The organism is Segatella albensis DSM 11370 = JCM 12258 (assembly GCF_000426565.1).
Lineage (GTDB): Bacteria > Bacteroidota > Bacteroidia > Bacteroidales > Bacteroidaceae > Prevotella > Prevotella albensis.
This window is the reverse complement of sequence record NZ_KE384540.1, coordinates 258,427-276,918: the sequence shown is the minus strand read 5'-3', so window position 1 is coordinate 276,918 and position 18,492 is coordinate 258,427. Positions and strand designations below refer to the sequence as shown.

Here is an 18,492-nt window from a genome sequence, read left to right as displayed (position 1 = left end):
AATTAAGGACCTTAAATTTAACAATTCGAAATGTTAAATTCGGATAAAGATAACGGACAAAATGACAAAATAACAAATATTGCTCCTATATTTGCAACCAACTAAAGAAATTGATAATTGTAAAAACATAAAAAACATGAAACAGATGAATAACTTAGGTAAATATTTAGTTGCTGGAGCATGTATCGCATCCCTGACTTTCTCTGCGGGAGCTTTGCTTAAGGTGAATGCAGCTGAAGCTCCTAGTGTTGCAATGGCAGGTCAACCAGTAGATCTAACCTATGCTGCTGAAAAAGCATTGCCTGCAGTAGTACATATTAAATATGTGCAGAACTCCAAAACCAAAACCGTTGAAATTGACGGTAACGATCCTTTCGACTTCTTCGATCCTTTTGGCTTCTTTGGGAACCCTAACCAAGGACAGAAACAACGCCGACAGGTTCAGACTCCTAAACAAGAGGCAACTGGTAGCGGTGTCATCATCAGCACCGACGGATATATCGTAACAAACAACCATGTAGTAAATGGTGCAGACGAGTTGACTGTCACATTAAACGACAACCGTGAATTCTCTGCACGAATCATCGGTACCGACCCACAGACCGACCTTGCTCTCATCAAAATCGACGGCAAGAACCTCCCTACCCTTCCTATCGGAAACAGTGATGCTCTGAAAGTTGGCGAATGGGTTATCGCCGTAGGTAATCCTTACAATCTCTCCAGTACTGTCACCGCAGGTATCGTAAGTGCAAAAGCTCGTGGTTTAGGCGGTGGTGGTAATGGCCCTCAGATTTCTAGTTTCATACAAACTGATGCAGCCATTAACCCAGGCAACTCTGGTGGCGCTTTGGTTAACACCAAAGGTGAATTGGTAGGAATTAATGCTATGCTTTACTCTCAGACAGGTAGCTACAGTGGCTATGGGTTTGCAATTCCAACAACCATCATGAACAAGGTTGTCGATGATATCAAGAAGTATGGCAGCGTACAGCGCGTTATGCTTGGCGTACAGGGTGGAGACTTATTGAATAAGATAAACGCCGATAAAGAAAGTGGCAAAAACATTGACTATGGAACCAATGAAGGTGTTTACATAGCTAAGGTGGACGAAGATGGAAATGGTGCAGAAGCTGGTATCGAAGCTGGTGATGTTGTCATCAAATTCGACGGCAAGAAAATCACGAAGATGAGTGAGCTACAAGAAGCACTCAATGATAAACGACCTGGCGACAAAGCGACAATAACTTATATCCATAAGAAGAAGCACGTCACACGTACTATCACGCTGAAGAACGCACAGGGTAATACAAAGGTTATCGAGGCTGCCGACCTTGATGTACTGGGTGGAAACTTCCGTGTCATCACAGAGCAGCAGAAGCAAGACCTCAAAATCAACTATGGTGTTCAAGTAACCAAGGTAAACAATGGCGCATTAAAGAATGCTGGTATCAGTCGCGGATTCATCATACAGAAAGTAAACGATGAACCTGTAAAGAGTATCGACCAATTACAGAAATTGGTTAAAGTAGCTTCTACCAGCAAAGACCCTGTACTTTACGTCCAAGGTATTTGGCCAACAGGAAAGAAGGCTTACTTCGCAGTACCACTGCAAGAAGATTAAAGAAATAATAATGATCTATAGCAAATAGTAGGTGTTTTTTGAAAAAATACCTACTATTTTTTTTGTCATGTAAGATAAATATTGTATTTTTGCATTTACCAAATTAATCATTACCATGAGACAACTAAAGATCACCAAATCAATTACCAATCGCGAAAGTGAATCTCTTGACAAATACTTACAGGAAATCGGACATGAAGAACTGCTAAGTGTCGATGAAGAAGTAGAACTCGCACAACGCATTAAGAATGGCGACAAACGCGCGCTAGAGAAATTAACAAGGGCCAACTTACGTTTTGTCGTATCAGTAGCCAAGCAATATCAAAATCAAGGACTAAGTTTACCTGACTTAATCAACGAAGGTAATTTAGGACTCATCAAGGCTGCGCAGAAGTTTGACGAAACACGCGGATTCAAGTTTATCTCTTATGCTGTATGGTGGATTCGACAGAGTATTATGCAGGCTATCGCAGAGCAGAGCAGAATCGTCAGACTACCATTGAATCAAGTTGGTAGCGTTAGTAGAATCAATCGAATTCTCAATAAATTTGAACAGGAAAACGAACGACATCCAAGCATCAACGAGATTGCGGAAGAAATAGATATGCCTGAGGAAAAGATAGCTTATGCAATGAAGGTTAATACCAAACACATCAGTGTGGATGCACCTTTCGCTGATGGTGAAGAAAGTAGTTTGCTGGATGTGTTACCTAATCAAGATTCACCTGCAGCAGATGATGAACTGGAACAGCAATCGCTAAGAGATGAAGTTCAACGCACACTTGATATGTTAGGCGAAAAAGAACGGGAGATTGTAGAAGCCTTTTTCGGTATAAGCCAGCCAGAAATGACACTTGAAGAAATAGGCGACAAATACGGATTGACCCGCGAACGAGTGAGACAAATCAAAGAGAAAGCCGTAAGGAAGTTGCGTCATAACAAAAGCAATGTAAAGCTGAAGGCTTATCTCGGTCATTAGAATAATAAACACAATAGATAATGAAAGTTTTAAGAAATATTGCAACTGCAGCCTTGCTGTCCCTTGCTATCGGAGCACAGGCTAAATATAAGATGAATACAACATACATGTATGGATTTGCAGCATCATTCAATGATTCTACTGTCTATTTCACAAATGTACAAAAGGTAGACTCTGCTTGGTTTGATACCAAAACAAATTTTTTATATAGTAGAGACAACTACTCTTATCAGTTGCGAGATTTCTTAGCTTCTCAGGGAGTCCCAAACCGTACTTGCGTTGTATCCTTCGCCAAAGATGAGAAGACGGCACAGAGAAAACTTGACAAAATGTTTACCAAGTACCAAAAGAATCAAAAAAATAAAGGACATTTTTTTATCAAGTTCGTAGATTCTAAATTTTCTTTCAAGGGTCTAATTCCTTACGAGGAAACAGAACAAGGAAAAAATGACGCAAAGTTCCAAGAGGAGAAAGCAAGAATACAAAAGTCTGAAGCTGAAGAAGCTGCTAAATTAAAGAGAAACAAGAAGAAACAGCCTCGTCGCCCTAAAGACAATGTATTGCCTCCACAAGAGCAATAAACTTCATCTGAGCAACAGAAATTGGAAAGCATGAATTACTTCAAAATAGCAGACTTAAACATTGCTATCGACTTTGTAGATTCTACCGTTAACTCCATTGGATTAATACCTTCTACAGAGCCTTTTCGCATCGAAAAACCTGAGGGTGACATGCTCTTTCAGCTCACGGTAGATGACCGTGTTAAACCTGTTAAAGAAGAACTAGAAAAAATCGGCTCTTTTGATACTGGGAACGGAGATATAATCGTTGACAGACTAACCAATGGCGGTTATCAATATATCATCAAAGACATCAATGAGTATCCTTGTTGTCTGCTAATTACTGATGAACAATTCAAGAATTGTAAATGTGCCCTCAATGGCAACACAGCAAATCGCAGGTTCGGGCTCAACAATGCTCTGATGCTTATCTTTGCCTTTGCAAGCAGCTACAAGGACACATTATTGATACATGCATCATTAGTAAGAAATCAAGGTTATGGCTATGCGTTCATTGCCAAAAGTGGTACAGGGAAAAGTACACACACTGGTCTATGGATGAAATATATAGAGGGGTGTGACCTAATGAATGACGATAATCCAATTATCAGATTCATCGATGAGAAGCCATGGATATATGGTAGCCCTTGGAGTGGAAAGACACCTTGCTATCGTAATGTCAAGGCACCACTCGGTGCTATAACAAGAATTGATAGAGCTAAGAATAATAGCATAGAACTATTAGGACCGATAGAAGCTTTTGCGTCAATACTACCTAGTTGCTCCCACATGAAATGGGACCACAATATCCATAATAAGATATGTGACACCATCACGAGAGTTATAGAAACAACAAATATATACACACTTCATTGTCTTCCTAATGAGGAGGCCGCAAGAATATGTCACAAGACTATATCGAAAAAGTAAAAAGAACTTTCAATAATGCTGAGTTGATACCAGAGATCATCAAGCTTATCGAAGAAGGACATACAGTAACTCTGCAAATGAGAGGGTTCAGTATGCGTCCGTTCCTCGAAAACAATCGTGACCGAGTGTTACTCACCAAACCTACATATCTTAATATTGGTGACGCTGTATTGGCAGAGGTCTCTCCCGGGAAATTCGTTATTCATCGTATCGTTCATATCCATAAAGATGATATCACGCTTCGTGGTGATGGTAACATTCTCCCAGAACATTGTACGCGTAAAGATGTCAAAGGATTTGCACTGGGGTTCTATCGCAAAGGCAGAACAAAGATTGATAAAACGAACAGTCTAAAATGGAGATTCTACTCCACTATCTGGTGTTCTCTTCTTCCTATCCGTAAATATCTACTTGCGCTCTATCGACGTTTGTGGATTCCATTTTTCGGACCTATGTAAACTTATAAGACCTTTATAACATAATATAAGAAATATGAAAGCCAAAGAAGGATTTAACATTAGAGTAATCTGCGGTGTCAACATGATTGTAGCCGAAGGAAAAGAAAATATAGATTTTAATAATATCATCAGTATGAACGAAAGTTCTGCCTATCTTTGGAGAAAAGTACAAAAGATGGAACAATTCACTACCGATGATATTGCACAACTTCTTATTGATGAATACGAAGTTGATTTTAATACTGCCAAAGCCGATGCTCAGGTTATCGCTGACCAGTGGATAAAAGCTGGGATCGTAGAAAAATAATAACTAATGACATATATAAAAAGCCATTCGAAAAATCGAATGGCTTTTTATTTTGAATAATCTAATAACTAGATAGATCATTTTAGATTAGTATCAAACCAGTTCGTAATCTGGCGAAGCAGATGGTTTCTGCTATTTCCACCACGAATACTATGATTACGATTAGTATAATAAACTTCCTTAAAGTCCTTGTCTGCCTGTACTAAAGCCTCTGCATACTCAAAGGTGTTTTGTGGATGAACATTATCATCTGCTACGCCATGGCATATCAGTAAGGCACCATGCAGTTTATTAGAACGCTGAATTGGATTTGTCTCATAGCCTGAAGGATTTTCTTTCGGCGTACGCATATAGCGCTCTGTATAGATGGTATCATAGTACTTCCAGTTAGTTGGAGGAGCTACAGACACACCAGCCTTAAATACAGGACGGCCTTCGCTCATGCTCATCAAGGTGTTGAAGCCACCAAAGCTCCAGCCCCATATACCAATTCGATTCTTATCTACATAAGGTAACCTTCCCATATAGATGGCTGTCTCTACTTGATCTTTCGACTCTAATTCTCCTATCTTCAGATAAGTACACTTCTCGAAATCTGAACCACGGCCACCGGTACCACGGCCATCAACACAAACTACGATATATCCATGCTGAGCAAGATACATATCAAAGGCACCACCATTTCCCATACTGCCTGTACTCCAGCTATTCATCACCTGCTGACTACCAGGACCAGAATACTGGAAAAGAATTACAGGATACTTCTTTTTAGCATCGAAATCGGCTGGTTTTACCATCCAACCATCCAGATGTACACCTTCAGATGTCACAAAACTGAATGTTTTCTTTTTGGTCCAACCATATTTTGCTATCTTTGCCTTTAAAGCATCGTTCTTTTCCAGCACTTTAATGACATTTCCTTGATTTGTACAGTTTGTGAATTCATAAGGAGTATTATAATCACTCCATACATTCACGAAGAACCTATAATCACCAGAGAATAAAGCAGAATTATTACCCTCTCGATGGGTCAAGCGTTCTACCCTTCCATTGGAATGTGATACATAGATTTGACGATCATGAGGATTGATAGCTGCAGCCTGATAATATACATCACCCGTTTTCTCATCGTATCCGTACACTGTAGTAACATCGTAATTACCCTTTTCTACCTTTCTCAGAAGTTTACCATTGTAATCATATAAATATAGGTGCATATATCCATCACGATCAGAAGGAAGCAAGATGGTATTTTTACCAAAAGAGATACCTTCCATAGCTTCTTCCTTGACGTATTTCTCAACTTGCTCCTTAATCATCAACTTCACATTCTGATTATAAGGATTTACAGCATACAGATTTAATACATCTTGATGCCGAGGCATTGTATATACTACTATACGATGACTATCAGCAGTAGTTTTTATTCTAGGTATATATCCTTCCGAATCCAAAGGAACAGGTAACTGATGTGTTTGTTTATCCGTCAGATTATATGTCCATACCGAAACGATGGAGTTGTCCAGCCCAGCCTTAGGATACTTATAAGAATACTCACCAGGATAGTCTGAATACTCCTCATTGGCTGGTTTCAACCCCTTGAATATCTGCAAAGAATATGTCTTTACACGAGATTCATCATACTTTATCCAACTCAAGGTCTTGCTATCTGCCGACCAAGCCATAGCATTATTAAAACCGAACTCTTCTTCGTTTACCCAATCAGGTAAACCATTAATTATCGAGTTAAACTTGCCATCAGACGTAACCTGAGTTTCATGGTCACCATCAGTAATATAGATATTATTGTTATAGACAAAAGCTATCTTACTGCCATCAGGTGACCATGTAGGAATCTGTTGATTCTCACAAGCCGACAATTTAGCCAATTTCTTACTCTTGATGTCGTAAAGATAGAATACAGCTTTAAAAGAACGGCGATAAACATATTCTGTATGTGTCTGTATCAATAATCGTTTACCATCAGGACTGATAGAATATCCATCAATTTCTTCTACCAAACCATTGCCTACTTTATCAGCATCAAAAAGTACGGCAGTTTGTTTTCCTGTTTTAAAAGAGTATCTAATCACCTGTTTGCGATTACTGCTAATCGAAGCATACTGATCAGTACCTTCTATCGGATTAATACCACTAATATACTCGGCTGAAAAAGCTCCCGAAGTAATTGACTTCAGATCTATTTTTTCAGCGGCACACAATTCCATAGCCATCATGATAGCTGTACAAAAAATAAATAGTTTCTTCATATCTGCGACAAAGATACAAAGAAAAACGGAGAATAAACTATTTTAACTTGGAATAATCTTCGTCTTTAAGCATTTGCTCTATCGTTGCCCCACTTTTCTTCATATATCTGTCAATACGTGAGACATACAATGTTTGAAAGAAGTTTTTATCCATAGCTTTATTGACAACCCACATGACTTTAGCTACGTGTAAATCACGCTCCAACTGAGGACGTTGCTCAAAATTATCCAACGGATACAAACTAAGCAAATAAAACAGCAGACAATCAGGCACTATATTTGCACGCCTCATGCTCTTACGCTGCGAATAAGAATAATATTTCTTATAAAGCGGATAATTCTCTCCTAGATACTTATCCAGAGAGATTCCTACTGTATTTTCACCTACAACGATACTCTGATCCAAAGCTCCTATCTGTGCATAAAATACAGGAATGCGAACATTTGGCAGCCAATTGATAAGACGATCAAAACTTTCTTGCAAATCTTGATTGATATCATCCATATTAGCATATTCCGCCTCTGCATCAGCAACAAGTGCCTGTAAAGTAGAATCCTGATAAAACATAAGAAACTTGGTACGGATATCACGATCACTTACTTCACCTATCTGAAGCATTTTCTCTATCAAAGTACGAGTTTCTATAGGATAATCGGTATTCATCTGCTGAAGAGCAGAAAAATCACCAGTAGTAAGATAGCGACTTTCGAGACGATCGTAACGTTCTATTTGGACACGACCATAAGAATCCTCTGTAGGCTTTAACTTAAACTCACATGCCACACAAAGAATCATGATCAAGAATAGTATGTAGTAAATCCTTCTCAATTTTTTTATCGCTCTCTTTCTAAATTTCGAATGCAAAAATACTAAAAAATATTATAAGAAACAACTTTTAAGCTAAAAATTTTAAAATTAATCACAAAAAAGTGCGTTTTTCACCTATCTTTGCAAAAAATATTAAATTATGGACATTAAGAAATCTGAATTTACTATTTCTGCACCTCGCGTAAGTATGTGCCCTAAAGACGACAAACCGGAATATGCTTTCATAGGTAGAAGTAATGTGGGGAAATCAAGTCTTATTAATATGCTTTGTAATCACAAAGGACTTGCTAAGACTTCTGCTACTCCTGGTAAGACATTACTGATCAACCATTTCATTATCAATAATGAGTGGTATCTTGTCGATCTTCCCGGTTATGGTTTTGCAAAGCGATCTAAAACGGTCCAAGCGAAATTGGAACAAATGATTTCCGGGTATATTCTGCAACGTGAACAATTGGTGAATGTTTTCGTACTTATTGACGTAAGACATCCTCAGCAAAAGATCGACAGAGAATTTGTAGACTGGCTTGGCGAGAGTAATATTCCTTTTGCCATTATCTTTACTAAAGCCGACAAGGTAGGTAAAGTCAAGGCTGCTTCGAATGCAAAAGCTTGGATGCAGGAACTTAAAGACAGATGGGAAAATCTTCCACCTTATTTTATAACAAGTTCTGAGAAACGTATAGGTCGCGAGGAGGTTCTCGATTACATTGAAAGAATTAATCAAACCATAAATAAGTAAGATAAATAAAAGGATAGAGTAAAAGAAACTCTATCCTTTTATATTTTATCCTTCGACATCCGACAACTCAAGCCAGCGCATTTCCTTTTCATCCAATAAATCTTTGATTTCTGGCAAGCGCTTACTCTTTGTCGTTAAATCTTCCACAGAGAGCGTTCCACTACAAAGTTCTTCTTCGATTTTTGTTTTTTCACTCTCCAGTTCTTCTATTTCCTTTGACAGTTGTTCCAACTCTTTTTTCTCTTTATAAGAAAGTCGGCGGCGCATGTCATGATGATAGTCCTTCTTTTTTGCATCTGCATTTTTCTTCTGATTCTGAGCAGTGACAGCCTTATTCTGCATTTTATTCCATTCACGGAACTGAGTGTAGTTACCAGGGAAGTCTTTAATCTCCCCATCACCCTTGAACACCAAAAGATGATCTACCACCTTATCCATGAAATATCTATCATGACTTACGACGATGACGCAACCAGGAAAATCCTGCAGATATTCTTCGAGCACCTGCAAGGTCTGAATATCTAGGTCATTGGTAGGCTCGTCCAATACCAAGAAGTTAGGATTCTTCATTAATATAGTACACAGATAGAGTTTTCTACGTTCTCCACCCGACAACTTGTATACATAGTTCTGCTGCTCTTCCATCGAGAACATGAAATATTGCAGGAACTGAGAAGCCGTCATCTTACGTCCTCTACCTAGATCGATATAGTCGGCTATTTCTGTGATAACATCAATAACCTTCTGATCATCGCGAAACTTTAAGCCTTCCTGTGAGAAATAACCAAACCTTACCGTTTCACCGATATCGAACTTTCCACTATCAGGTTTCACAAGTCCCAAAAGCATTTTAACGAACGTAGACTTTCCGGTTCCATTATTTCCCACGATACCCATCTTTTCGAATCGTGCAAAATTATAATAGAAATTATCCAATATCACCTTTTCTGGTCTATTCCCTAAAGCCGGAAACTTCTTAGACACATACTGACATTCAAAGATCTTACTACCTATATATACAGTAGAAGCTTTTAGACGAATCTGTCTTTCTTCGATACGCCGTTTTGCCACCTTTTCAAGTTCATAAAAGGCATCCTCACGATATTTGGCCTTATGCCCACGAGCCTGAGGCATACGACGCATCCATTCGAGTTCCGTTCGATATAAATTCTTAGCATGTTGCACCTCAGCTCGCATATTATCCATACGCTCCTGACGCTTCTCCAGATAATAGCTATAGTTACCACGATAGGTATAGATCTGCTGATTGTCAAGTTCTAGGATGATAGAACATACGCGATCAAGGAAGAATCGATCATGAGTGACCATCAACAAGGTACGGTTACCGCGCGAAAGATATCCCTCAAGCCATTCTATCATATCCAAATCCAAATGGTTGGTAGGTTCGTCCAATATCAGGAAATCAGGCTCCATCAGCAGCACATTGGCCAAGGCGACTCGTTTCTGCTGACCACCCGACAACTCTTTCATCGGCTGGTCCATATCCGTGATCTTCAACTGTGTAAGCACTTGCTTAGCACGCAACACTTTTTCCGGATCACCCTGATGATTAAAACAGGCATCCAGAACCGACTCGTCAGGGTCAAACTTTGGACTCTGCTCCAGATAACCTACCTTTAAGTCGCGTTTGTATATAATATCACCACTCTCATAACCTTCATTATCCGTAAGCACAGATAATAAAGTAGACTTACCAGTACCATTTTTAGCGATAAGACCTACCTTCTGTCCTTCGGCAATAGAGAAAGAGATACCATCAAAAATTACCTGAGCACCAAAGCGTTTGGTGAGGTTTTGCACATCAAGATATGGAATTTCTTTTGCCATAATATCAATTTTAATGCAAAAGTACGAAAAAAATTTGGCTATACCGAAAAAAAACGCTACATTTGCATTCGATTTTAAACATCGAGTGTTTCCTCATTCGGAATCACTCACAATCAATAAGATTTCTTTTATACAAGCTATAATATAATGTATAGTAAAGACGAATTATTATCTAAAGATATCGCAGAATTGCAGGATATCGCCAAACAGGCAGGTGCTTCTATAAAAAAGAGTGACAGCTTGGAGAAGATTGTTGATGCTATTATGGCCACCAATGAGGGAGAAGCTAAGCCTGCCACTAAGCGTAAGCGTGTACGTATCACTAAGCACGATGATAAGGTATATACCGTATCGGGCACCAAAGGTGAGAACTACGATGTAATGCGTGATCAAGCTACTGGTCCGACACCTCAAACTCTGGAGCAGCCTCTATTCAAAGAGACTGAAGAGGAGCCTAAAAAAAATACTAAGACTACTACACGTTCCAGAAAAAAGACTGCAGAGCCTGTAGTAAAAACAGAAGAGCAACCCGAAGAAACCCCGAAGGCTGAAGAGGCTAAAAACGAAGAGGTGCCTACGGAGAAACCAAAACGAAAAAGCACACGAAAGACCAAAGCCGAGAAAGAAGCTGAAGAAGCAAAAGCCATCGAAGAGGCTAAGTTGAAGGCTGAAGAAGAGGTTAAAGAAGAAAACACTGAGGACGAGACAAAGTCGAAAATCGATAAGGCATTGAATGATGCCGTTGATGTGTTGGATTTCAACAAGACTCCTGCTGAAGAAAACAACAATGAAGTTTCTGCAGAATCTGACTTCATTCCAGAGGCTGCATTTGCCACAGATAGCGAAAAAACTGGCGACGAAGGTGATACCAACGACCTTCTTGCTCAATTGCAAGCTAAGGTAAATGCGCATAATGAGAAAAACAAAATCGAAACAAATATTCCGGAGGAAACAGCAGAAACTCCTGCTGCTTCTGAGAACCTCCGTTCTAATATCTGGGAGGGGGACCCTGGAGACGGGACCGATTTCATCATTACCGTCGATCTGCCTATCGAAGACCAAGGTGCTACACCAACATTTGATATCTTCGACAGACCTACCACTCAGAATTCTCGAAGTTTCCAACCAGTTTCCAATACTACTTCTTCTAAGAGCATACAGTTGAAGTACGACTTTGCCGACTTGGTAACAGGTAACGGTGTACTTGAGGTAATGCCGGATGGTTATGGTTTCCTTCGTTCTAGTGATTACAACTATTTGTCTTCACCTGACGATATTTATGTTGCACAAAACTACATCAAGCGTTATGGACTAAAAACTGGTGACGTTATCAGCTGTCATGTTCGTCCTCCACACGAAGGTGAAAAATATTTCCCTCTGACAAACATCGACAAGATAAACGGAAGAACTCCTAGTGAGGTGCGCGACCGAATTCCTTTCGAGCATCTTACTCCATTGTTTCCTAACGAGAAATTCAACTTGTGTGGTGATCATGCTACAACTAATCTATCTACCCGCATCGTCGATTTGTTCTCTCCTATCGGAAAAGGTCAGCGTGCGCTGATCGTAGCACAGCCTAAGACCGGTAAGACTATTTTGATGAAGGATATCGCCAACGCGATTGCAGCCAACCATCCAGAAGCTTATCTGATGATGCTCTTGATAGACGAACGTCCTGAGGAGGTTACCGACATGAGCCGTACGGTAAATGCTGAGGTCATCGCCTCTACCTTCGATGAACCAGCAGAACGTCATGTCAAAATTGCCGGTATTGTCTTGGAGAAGGCAAAACGAATGGTAGAATGTGGTCACGATGTTGTTATCTTCCTAGATAGTATTACTCGATTGGCACGTGCCTACAACACTGTGGCTCCTGCCAGTGGTAAGGTGCTTACCGGTGGTGTAGATGCCAATGCATTACAGAAGCCAAAACGTTTCTTTGGTGCTGCTCGTAATATCGAGGGAGGCGGTTCGCTTACCATCATCGCCACAGCATTGATTGATACTGGTAGTAAGATGGATGAGGTTATCTTTGAGGAATTCAAGGGTACTGGTAACATGGAACTTCAGCTCGACCGCAGTTTGAGCAACAAGCGTATCTTCCCAGCCGTCAACTTGGTACAGTCAAGTACACGTCGCGATGACTTGTTACAAGACAAGACTACTATGGATCGTATGTGGATCCTGCGCAAATATATCAGCGACATGAATCCTATCGAGGCCATGAATACTATTCATGACCGCATGAGAAGAACCAGCAATAATGAGGAGTTCTTGCTTTCTATGAACGATTAAGCATTATCGAATTACATTGTTTTAATATATGATATCGGGGTTAGAAATATGATTCTAACTCCGATATTTTTTTGAATACGAAGAGTTATTATGTTTGCATTGTCAAATACATATATAACAGCATCCGCTTACGTAGTTAACTGCGTCGCCTTACGTAGTTAACTGCGTCGCCTTACGTAGTTAACTATATCAATTTACGTAGTTAACAGAATCTGCCGATGAAGTTAACTTCGTATAGATTAAATATTATAAATTCAATGCAACAAGAACACTTTTACAAAAACGTTTTGTAAATTTGCACCTACGAATTGAATTCTTAACTCCAAATATACAATCCATAACAATGGCTGAAAAAGAAATAAGGAAAATCATACATATCGATATGGATGCATTTTTCGCTTCCGTTGAGCAGCGCGATCATCCGGAATTACGCGGCAAAGCCATTGCTGTAGGATACGATGGACCACGTGGAGTGGTATCAACGGCGAGTTATGAGGCTCGTAAATATGGCGTTCATTCTGCTATGCCCATATCACGTGCCAAACGCTTATGCCCCAACCTTATCATCGTTGCGGGAAATCATCATCACTACAAAGAAGTTTCCCAGCAAGTTCATCACATCTTCCAGGAATATACAGATCTCATAGAACCTATTTCTATAGATGAGGCTTTTCTTGATGTTACCCACAACAAAAAGAATATGCCTCTTGCCTTGGATATAGCGTTGGAAATCAAAAGTCGAATCAAAAAAGAACTTCATCTCACTGCTTCTGCAGGCATCAGCTATTGTAAATTTCTGGCGAAAATTGCTTCTGATTATCGGAAACCTGATGGAATCTGTACAATACATCCTGATAAGGCTATCGAGTTTATTGATAAACTGAGAATAGAGAACTTTTGGGGAATCGGCAAGAAGACTGCCGAAAGAATGCATCATATGGGAATATTTACAGGAAAGGACTTAAGAAAGGTTTCCAAGAATCATCTTGTAGAAGTTTTTGGGAAGTCGGGATATATCTTCTACGACTTTGCACGCGGCATCGACAACAGACCGGTAAATACTAACTATATTAGAAAGTCTGTCGGATGCGAGCATACTTTCCTGGAAGATATATGTATCAAATCCACAATACTAATAGAACTCTACCATACTGTTCTCGAATTAATAGAACGACTCAAGAAAAATAATTTCGAAGGAAATACATTGACCTTAAAAATAAAGTATAGCGACTTTACTCAAATCACAAGAAGCTATACTCAATCTAAGGTTCTTAATTCTAAAGATACAATATTACCAATAGCTAAAAAGTTATTGCAGCAGATTTCATATTCAGCCAATCACCCTATCCGACTCATGGGACTCAGTGTAACCAATAATCTGGATTATACAGATATCACTCATAGACTAAAGGATGATTATTACGAACTTGAATTAGAATTCAAGAAATGGCCAGACGAACATTAGTCTCCACTATCAAGGTTATCAGTATATCCAGCATCGTAGCCTTCTTTATAACCTTTCACATAACGCAAACGATTTTTACCTTTCTCTTGATTAGATGTGTTGAAAGAGCTTCTACCCGTATTTGCATGGGCATCTTTTTCCCCATCAGCATATCCCCGTTCATAACCTATATTATAGGTATCTGTCATATGGGTATCCGAAAATATCTTATGAATCTCTACCTTACGATTCTTATATTTCTCAGCTTGCTTTTCTTCTTTCTGATTATGAAGCTGAATTGCCACAGAATCAATCTTTGAACATTTAGTCGTATCATGATGCATCGTATCCGATACCTGATAATTATAATCCTCCTTGGTGGAATCTTCCCAGACTGGTTTCTCTGTATTATGAGAATGACATGAAACCATTAAAGATAAAAACAAAACGAATAAAATATTTTTCCTCATCGTAACTAATGTGCAAAAAAAATCCGCTGAAGACTAAGTCTTCAGCGGTGTCTCAAATTTTCAAGTCGTAAGTAATCTAATTACTTAGCGCTATCAGCAGCAGCTGTATCAGCAGCAGCAGTGTCAGCAGCAGCTGTATCAACTGCTACAGTGTCAGAGTCCTGAGCAGGAGCCTGAGCTGTTTTGTTACCACAAGATGCGAAAGAGATAGCTGCGATAGCTACGAACATTAAAACTAATTTCTTCATTTTCTTTGCTTTTTAATTCTGTAAAACAATCAATATGTTTATTAAAACGTTGCAAAGATAAGTATTTTTTAGATACGACGTTCTTTTTTTTGCAATTATTTTTAGGTGCCTTTTGTAACTTTTTTATAACTCACTATATATCAATAACTTACAAACTGTTAACGAAGGTTAAATACTTCCCGTGCTCGAAAACATATGTTATATAGCACAAAAAAGGGGGTAGTCGAAATACCGACTTCCCCCCTCTTCATATGTGTGATTGAATACTTAGAATTCACCCCAAGCCTTGATATCAATATCATCAAGTGTCATCGTACAGAATGCATTGATAAAGGCACTAGCCAAACGACTATTAGTTATCAAAGGTATATTCAAGTCTATGGCTGCTCTTCGGATCTTATATCCGTTCGTTAATTCGTGGACTGTAAGATTCTTAGGAATATTTACAACCATATCGATTTTCTTTTCATGCAGTAACTCAAGGGCCTGAGGCTGTCCTTCTTCTGATGGCCAATATACTAAAGTGTTCTCTACTCCATTTTCTGTAAGATACTTGCTTGTACCTCCTGTAGCAAACAACTTGTAACCATTAGCTATCAACTGTTTTGCAGCGTCGAGCATTTCAGCCTTCTGCTTGGCGCCTCCTGTAGAGAGTAGTATGTTCTTCTTTGGGATACGCTGACCTACAGAAAGCATACTCTTCAACAAAGCTGCATTAGTATCATCTCCCAGACATCCTACCTCACCTGTAGAGCTCATATCTACACCCAAGACAGGGTCTGCCTTCTGCAATCTGTTAAAGCTAAATTGTGAGGCCTTAATACCGACATAATCCAAATCGAAGAGGCTCTTATTAGGTTTCTCCACTGGCAATCCAAGCATGACCTTAGTGGCCAATTCTATCAGATTAATCTTCAGAACCTTACTTACGAATGGGAATGAACGTGAAGCTCTTAAGTTACACTCGATAACTAAGATTTCATTTTCACGAGCCATATATTGGATATTGAAAGGACCATTGATATGCAAAGCCTTCGCAATCTGTCGGCTCACACGCTTAATCCTTCTTACTGTTTCCACATACAACTTCTGTGGAGGGAACTGAATCGTCGCATCACCGGAATGGACACCTGCAAACTCGATATGTTCAGAGATTGCGTAAGCTAAGATTTCGCCATCACGAGCGACGGCATCCATCTCTATCTCTTTAGCATTTTCTATAAATTTAGAAACTACTACTGGATGGTCTTCACTCACATTAGCTGCTAACTGTAAGAATCTACGGAGTTCTTCCTCGTTGGAACATACGTTCATGGCTGCTCCGGAGAGTACATAAGAAGGACGCACCAATACTGGGAATCCTACTCTGTCCACGAACTTATCTATGTCATCCATCGAAGTCAATGCGCTCCACTCTGGCTGATTGATTCCATTATCGGTAAGCATGGCAGAGAACTTCGCACGATCCTCTGCATTATCAATATCTTTAGCTTTGGTTCCGAGAATTGGCACATTCTGCTCATCAAGTTTCATAGCCAGATTATTAGGAATCTGACCACCTGTACTTACGATGACACCATGAGGACACTCCATATCTATAATATCCATCACACGCTCGAATGTCAACTCGTCAAAATAGAGTCTATCACACATATCATAATCCGTAGATACTGTTTCTGGATTATAATTAATCATGATAGAGCGATATCCTTCCTTTCGAATCGTATTCAAAGCCTGAACACCACACCAGTCGAACTCTACGGAACTTCCAATACGATAAGCTCCTGAACCAAGTACGATGATGCTGCGATGGTCTCGCTGGAAACTAATATCACTGGCTACACCGCTATAAGTGACATATAGGTAGTTTGTCTGTGCTGGATACTCCGCTGCAAGGGTATCTATCTGCTTTACTACAGGAAGAATATCATAGCTCTTACGCAAGTTGCGGACTAAAAGCATCGCCTTGTGCATATTATGCACTTCTTCCTCCAATCCGACAGCACGAGCTATCTGGAAATCGGTGAATCCATATACCTTAGCACTACGCAAAAGTTCTTTATCTAATGTATTGATATTGCACTTCTTTAATTTTTCATCAATATCAATGATATGCTGTAGTTTATACAAGAACCATTTGTCAATCTTGGTAAGATCATGAATCTGGTCTACTGTGTATCCCTTATGCATAGCTTTAGAGATAACAAACACACGCTTATCAGTAGGTTCCTGAAGTGCTGCATCAAGGTCTTCTATTTCCAATTCCTTGTTTTCTACGAATCCATGCATGCCCTGACCTATCATGCGCAGACCCTTTTGTATAGCTTCTTCAAAGTTTCTACCAATAGCCATTACTTCGCCCACAGACTTCATACTTGAGCCCAGTTCCTTGTCAACGCCACGGAACTTACTAAGGTCCCAACGTGGAATTTTACATACCACGTAATCGAGTGCTGGTTCAAAAAATGCTGAAGTTGTCTTGGTTACAGAGTTCTTTAGTTCAAAGAGTCCATAACCCATACCGAGTTTTGCAGCAACAAAAGCCAGAGGGTAACCTGTTGCCTTAGAGGCTAGAGCTGAAGAACGGCTCAATCGGGCATTCACCTCGATTACACGATAGTCTTCGCTCTGTGGATCAAAAGCATACTGTACATTACACTCACCGACAATACCAATATGACGAACAATCTTGATAGAAAGGGCACGGAGTTTGTGATACTCACTATTGGTTAAAGTTTGCGACGGAGCAATAACGATACTTTCACCTGTATGAATACCCAGAGGATCGAAATTCTCCATATTACATACGGTAATACAGTTATCATATTTATCTCGTACAACCTCGTACTCTATTTCTTTCCATCCCTTTAGACTCTTTTCTACCAGAACCTGTGGAGAGAATGAAAATGCTTTCTCACAAAGTGCATTCAGTTCATCTTCATTATCTGCAAATCCAGAACCTAAACCTCCCAGTGCGTACGCAGCTCTCACGATAACAGGATAACCAAGTTCGGTAGCTGCCTTACGAGCTTGTTCGATACTTTCGCAGGCTTCACTCTTGATGGTCTTCACATCAATCTCATCAAGTTGTTCTACGAAGAGTTCTCGGTCCTCTGTATTCATAATAGCCTGAACAGGAGTACCTAGCACACGAACATTATACTTCTTCAAGATGCCTAAGCGCTCTAATTCTACGCCACAATTCAATGCTGTCTGTCCACCAAACGAAAGGAGAATACCATCAGGATGCTCTTTCTGAATGACGCGCTCTACAAAATATGGTTGAACTGGAAGAAAGTATATCTGATCAGCTACTCCTTCAGAAGTTTGTACAGTTGCAATATTAGGGTTTATCAATACTGTTTCCACACCTTCTTCACGCAGTGCCTTCAAAGCCTGACTACCAGAATAGTCAAACTCACCAGCTTCACCGATTTTCAATGCGCCTGAACCAAGTAGCAGGACTTTCTTTATATTAGGATCTTTCATCG

General features: G+C 39.6%; 15 protein-coding genes. 9 read left to right on the top strand and 6 right to left on the bottom strand.

Going from position 1 to position 18,492, the window contains the following annotated elements; translation table 11 throughout:
* Window positions 1–145 precede the first annotated feature (145 nt).
* The 6 genes from K333_RS0111020 (at window position 146) to K333_RS0110995 (ending at window position 4,855) form a co-directional block, all read left to right on the top strand.
* The gene (locus K333_RS0111020) at window positions 146–1,621 is read left to right on the top strand and encodes a Do family serine endopeptidase (RefSeq protein WP_024990091.1); all 1,476 of its coding nucleotides are present in this window, start codon (window positions 146–148) and stop codon (window positions 1,619–1,621) included.
* 115 nt (window positions 1,622–1,736) lie between these two features.
* Window positions 1,737–2,600: a sigma-70 family RNA polymerase sigma factor gene (locus tag K333_RS0111015; protein WP_024990090.1), complete on the top strand. Its 864-nt coding sequence runs from the start codon at window positions 1,737–1,739 to the stop codon at window positions 2,598–2,600.
* A gap of 20 nt (window positions 2,601–2,620) precedes the next feature.
* Window positions 2,621–3,181 carry a hypothetical protein gene (locus K333_RS13390; RefSeq protein ID WP_024990089.1) on the top strand — a complete coding sequence of 187 codons (561 nt, stop codon included), beginning with the start codon at window positions 2,621–2,623 and terminating at the stop codon, window positions 3,179–3,181.
* 30 nt (window positions 3,182–3,211) lie between these two features.
* On the top strand, window positions 3,212–4,090 hold the full coding sequence (locus K333_RS0111005; protein ID WP_036886288.1) for a hypothetical protein: 879 nt from the start codon (window positions 3,212–3,214) through the stop codon (window positions 4,088–4,090).
* Window positions 4,063–4,548 (top strand): S24/S26 family peptidase, encoded by a 486-nt coding sequence (locus tag K333_RS0111000; RefSeq protein ID WP_024990087.1) that lies wholly within the window; start codon window positions 4,063–4,065, stop codon window positions 4,546–4,548. The genes K333_RS0111005 and K333_RS0111000 overlap by 28 nt, the downstream gene beginning before the upstream one ends.
* Before the next feature lie 34 nt (window positions 4,549–4,582).
* Window positions 4,583–4,855 (top strand): PqqD family protein, encoded by a 273-nt coding sequence (locus K333_RS0110995; protein ID WP_024990086.1) that lies wholly within the window; start codon window positions 4,583–4,585, stop codon window positions 4,853–4,855.
* 77 nt (window positions 4,856–4,932) lie between these two features.
* Here the strand turns inward: K333_RS0110995 and K333_RS0110990 are convergent, their stop codons facing one another.
* Together K333_RS0110990 and K333_RS0110985 are read right to left on the bottom strand one after the other, a co-directional pair.
* Window positions 4,933–7,125: a S9 family peptidase gene (locus K333_RS0110990; RefSeq protein WP_024990085.1), complete on the bottom strand. Its 2,193-nt coding sequence runs from the start codon at window positions 7,123–7,125 to the stop codon at window positions 4,933–4,935.
* Between the two features lie 37 nt (window positions 7,126–7,162).
* On the bottom strand, window positions 7,163–7,954 hold the full coding sequence (locus K333_RS0110985) for a gliding motility protein GldB-related protein (RefSeq protein WP_027452705.1): 792 nt from the start codon (window positions 7,952–7,954) through the stop codon (window positions 7,163–7,165).
* 139 nt (window positions 7,955–8,093) lie between these two features.
* On the opposite strand from K333_RS0110985, the gene yihA reads away from it, so the two are divergent.
* The gene (gene yihA / locus K333_RS0110980; protein ID WP_024990084.1) at window positions 8,094–8,696 is read left to right on the top strand and encodes a ribosome biogenesis GTP-binding protein YihA/YsxC; all 603 of its coding nucleotides are present in this window, start codon (window positions 8,094–8,096) and stop codon (window positions 8,694–8,696) included.
* Window positions 8,697–8,741: 45 nt separating this feature from the next.
* Here the strand turns inward: yihA and K333_RS0110975 are convergent, their stop codons facing one another.
* On the bottom strand, window positions 8,742–10,544 hold the full coding sequence (locus K333_RS0110975; RefSeq protein ID WP_027452704.1) for an ABC-F family ATP-binding cassette domain-containing protein: 1,803 nt from the start codon (window positions 10,542–10,544) through the stop codon (window positions 8,742–8,744).
* A gap of 147 nt (window positions 10,545–10,691) precedes the next feature.
* Between K333_RS0110975 and rho the strand changes: the two genes are divergently transcribed.
* Window positions 10,692–12,839 carry a transcription termination factor Rho gene (gene rho, locus K333_RS0110965; protein ID WP_027452703.1) on the top strand — a complete coding sequence of 716 codons (2,148 nt, stop codon included), beginning with the start codon at window positions 10,692–10,694 and terminating at the stop codon, window positions 12,837–12,839.
* Window positions 12,840–13,197: 358 nt separating this feature from the next.
* Window positions 13,198–14,304 (top strand): DNA polymerase IV, encoded by a 1,107-nt coding sequence (gene dinB / locus K333_RS0110960; protein ID WP_024990083.1) that lies wholly within the window; start codon window positions 13,198–13,200, stop codon window positions 14,302–14,304.
* Here dinB and K333_RS0110955 read toward each other — a convergent pair.
* The 3 genes from K333_RS0110955 to carB form a co-directional block, all read right to left on the bottom strand.
* Window positions 14,301–14,714, bottom strand: a complete 414-nt coding sequence (locus tag K333_RS0110955) for a hypothetical protein (protein ID WP_024990082.1) — start codon at window positions 14,712–14,714, stop codon at window positions 14,301–14,303. The two genes, dinB and K333_RS0110955, sit on opposite strands and share 4 nt — an antisense overlap.
* A 119-nt stretch (window positions 14,715–14,833) precedes the next feature.
* The gene (locus K333_RS13370; RefSeq protein WP_169714163.1) at window positions 14,834–15,001 is read right to left on the bottom strand and encodes a PG1828 family lipoprotein; all 168 of its coding nucleotides are present in this window, start codon (window positions 14,999–15,001) and stop codon (window positions 14,834–14,836) included.
* A 267-nt stretch (window positions 15,002–15,268) separates the two neighbouring features.
* Entirely contained in the window at window positions 15,269–18,490 is a 3,222-nt protein-coding gene (gene carB / locus K333_RS0110945; RefSeq protein WP_024990081.1) for a carbamoyl-phosphate synthase (glutamine-hydrolyzing) large subunit, read from the bottom strand.
* Window positions 18,491–18,492: the final 2 nt, after the last annotated feature.

Coding starts and splice junctions, on each gene's coding strand:
- K333_RS0111020 (WP_024990091.1), top strand. CDS start 146: ATGAATAACTTAGGTAAATATTTAGTTGCTGGAGCATGTATCGCATCC.
- K333_RS0111015 (WP_024990090.1), top strand. CDS start 1,737: ATGAGACAACTAAAGATCACCAAATCAATTACCAATCGCGAAAGTGAA.
- K333_RS13390 (WP_024990089.1), top strand. CDS start 2,621: ATGAAAGTTTTAAGAAATATTGCAACTGCAGCCTTGCTGTCCCTTGCT.
- K333_RS0111005 (WP_036886288.1), top strand. CDS start 3,212: ATGAATTACTTCAAAATAGCAGACTTAAACATTGCTATCGACTTTGTA.
- K333_RS0111000 (WP_024990087.1), top strand. CDS start 4,063: ATGTCACAAGACTATATCGAAAAAGTAAAAAGAACTTTCAATAATGCT.
- K333_RS0110995 (WP_024990086.1), top strand. CDS start 4,583: ATGAAAGCCAAAGAAGGATTTAACATTAGAGTAATCTGCGGTGTCAAC.
- K333_RS0110990 (WP_024990085.1), bottom strand. CDS start 7,125: ATGAAGAAACTATTTATTTTTTGTACAGCTATCATGATGGCTATGGAA.
- yihA (WP_024990084.1), top strand. CDS start 8,094: ATGGACATTAAGAAATCTGAATTTACTATTTCTGCACCTCGCGTAAGT.
- K333_RS0110975 (WP_027452704.1), bottom strand. CDS start 10,544: ATGGCAAAAGAAATTCCATATCTTGATGTGCAAAACCTCACCAAACGC.
- rho (WP_027452703.1), top strand. CDS start 10,692: ATGTATAGTAAAGACGAATTATTATCTAAAGATATCGCAGAATTGCAG.
- K333_RS0110955 (WP_024990082.1), bottom strand. CDS start 14,714: ATGGTTTCATGTCATTCTCATAATACAGAGAAACCAGTCTGGGAAGAT.
- K333_RS13370 (WP_169714163.1), bottom strand. CDS start 15,001: ATGAAGAAATTAGTTTTAATGTTCGTAGCTATCGCAGCTATCTCTTTC.
- carB (WP_024990081.1), bottom strand. CDS start 18,490: ATGAAAGATCCTAATATAAAGAAAGTCCTGCTACTTGGTTCAGGCGCA.